Source organism: Gilliamella sp. GillExp13 (assembly GCF_001690815.1).
Classification (GTDB): domain Bacteria; phylum Pseudomonadota; class Gammaproteobacteria; order Enterobacterales; family Orbaceae; genus Gilliamella; species Gilliamella bombi.
Map to the genome: position 1 here is coordinate 1 of NZ_LZHJ01000057.1, position 2,077 is coordinate 2,077.

The following is a 2,077-nucleotide window of genomic DNA, read 5'->3' on the forward strand; positions in this document are numbered from 1 at the left end:
CTCTGAGATTAAGCTTTAATTCACAATACACCCGATAAACACGCTTATGGTTCCATTGATAGCCGAGCTTTCTGATACGATTAAAGCATTTAGGAAAGCCCCAGCGTGTGATAGCATTCAATACCGAAACAATCACCGAATCATCCTGTAACTTAGGTTGATAATAGTAAGCACAACGGCTTAAGCCAACGATAGCGCAGCTCATAGCTATAGTAACAGAATGATTTTGTTGTAGTTGCTGTGCCCACGTTTTACGGGCCTTTGTGGGCACTAAAGCTTTTTTATGATTTCTTCCTGAGGCTGTGATTTTAAGCTCAGCTCGGCAAACATCTGCTTAAGTTTGCGGTTTTCAGCCTCCAGCTCTTTTAAGCGTTTGATATCCGAAGTTTCCATTCCGCCGTATTTTTCCCGCCATTTATAAAAAGTTGAATTACCCATACCATATTTACGGCAGAGTTCCTTGACAGGAATACCTGCTTCAGCTTCTTTTAAAATAGCGACGATTTGATGTTCAGTCATTTTTTTCATCATTAAATTCCCTTTTACTTTTATCATAGAGAATTTTCTACTTTTTTGCTGTACTATTTTAGGGGAGAGTTACAAGGCGGCTCCTATACCGATATGACATTTAAGATGGATGGAAAACAGACAGTGTATGTTCAAACCGTGGATAGAGGTAAGATAAACGGCATGTCGCAGAGAGAATGGAATAATGCGATTCGCATTCTTAAACAAGACCCTAACGCTATCTTAATTGCGGTTCCAAAAGGCTCTATACCTTCTCTAGGTTCACTTGATATATCGACCATGGAGACAGGAAAAGTAAATATCATAAAATGATTTTTAAACTTGTTATTATAAGGTGAAATTATATGGCGACTAAGCTACCAACTATACAAACATTCATGACGCCTGTTGATGTTATGCAATTTTCGATTGTTTTAAAAGAGCATATTCAATCCGTCAAGTTTATTAAACAATATATTTGGACGGATAAAAATATCCCAATTTTTGATCAACTGGATGTTGAAGTTGCTGAAAATTCAAATTTTTGTATTATCGATACCAATATTCTGAGTATTGAACGCTTTAAAAATGAATATATTGCTCCTCACCCTGCAGGTTCAGGTTATATGGGAGGTTGGGTTGGGGAAGGACTGATTCAATTTTTGGGTTCTAAAAATGCTGATTATGCACCAGACTGTCTAAGGAATGGTCGACTTGCTGCGTCGTATGATCCAATCGAAGATCCCGAAACTGACAAATTTGTCAAAACGGTTTGGAAGCTATTTAAAAAAGGGGCAAAAAAGCTCTATTTTATTGATAGAGAAACTGGTAAAGTACAGGAAAAACCTGAGACTCGTTTTTTTGCCTGGCCTGATGCAGCAAAAAAATTTAATGGTGAAAATGGGCATTATTTAACTAATCATGCTTTTGCTTATTTTATTCCAAAGCAACCTTAATACAGTACTGGCAACATAAAGTCCGTTTGGGTGCGCCAAGCCTGCTTCATGAAGCAAGGGAAGTGGGCTATCAAGTTTCAGAAAGGACAATTAGCCGTGTTTTGCAACAATTGGGATTACGTAGTTTGAGATGACATAGTAAAGCAGCACGTAAATTCAAGTATAAAACAGACATGGCTCATCACAATATTGTGCCCAACACGTTAGATAGGCAATTTAACCCTGATAAGCCTAATAAAACATGGGTAACCGATATTACTTATATTAAAACGGGGGAAGGTTGGTTATATTTGTCGGTGATTATCGATTTATATGGACGAAAAGTGATTGCTAGGCAAACCAGTCGCTACATAGACCGTCATTTAGTGTGTAATACATTAAAACAAGCCTTATTTCGGCGTCACTTTCCTAAAAATGTACTCATTCATAGTAACCAAAGAAGCCAATATTGCAGTGCTGATTTCAAGCAATTATTATTACAATATGGGCTAAGGCAAAGCATGAGTCGAAGAGGAAACTGCTTTGATAATGCGGTTGTTGAGAGTTTTTTTCATACACTCAAAACCCATATTATTCATGACTGTTACTATAAAACGAGGAAGCAGGCTAATAAA

The 2,077-nt window shown here is 37.4% G+C and carries 2 protein-coding genes and 3 pseudogenes; 3 read left to right on the forward strand and 2 right to left on the reverse strand.

Annotation, left to right across the window (positions count from 1 at the left end):
- A pseudogene (locus tag A9G37_RS03980) lies at positions 1-271 on the reverse strand (IS3 family transposase); the annotation flags it as partial.
- Between the two features lie 5 nt (positions 272-276).
- Positions 277-531 (reverse strand): annotated as a pseudogene (locus A9G37_RS03985) (transposase); the annotation flags it as partial.
- A gap of 159 nt (positions 532-690) precedes the next feature.
- On the opposite strand from A9G37_RS03985, the gene A9G37_RS03990 reads away from it, so the two are divergent.
- The 3 genes and pseudogenes from A9G37_RS03990 to A9G37_RS12075 all read left to right on the forward strand — a co-directional run.
- Positions 691-840 carry a hypothetical protein gene (locus tag A9G37_RS03990; protein WP_218059297.1) on the forward strand — a complete coding sequence of 50 codons (150 nt, stop codon included), beginning with the start codon at positions 691-693 and terminating at the stop codon, positions 838-840.
- Between the two features lie 32 nt (positions 841-872).
- Positions 873-1,463 carry a hypothetical protein gene (locus tag A9G37_RS03995; protein WP_065574691.1) on the forward strand — a complete coding sequence of 197 codons (591 nt, stop codon included), beginning with the start codon at positions 873-875 and terminating at the stop codon, positions 1,461-1,463.
- A 158-nt stretch (positions 1,464-1,621) separates the two neighbouring features.
- Positions 1,622-2,077: pseudogene (locus A9G37_RS12075) on the forward strand (IS3 family transposase); the annotation flags it as partial.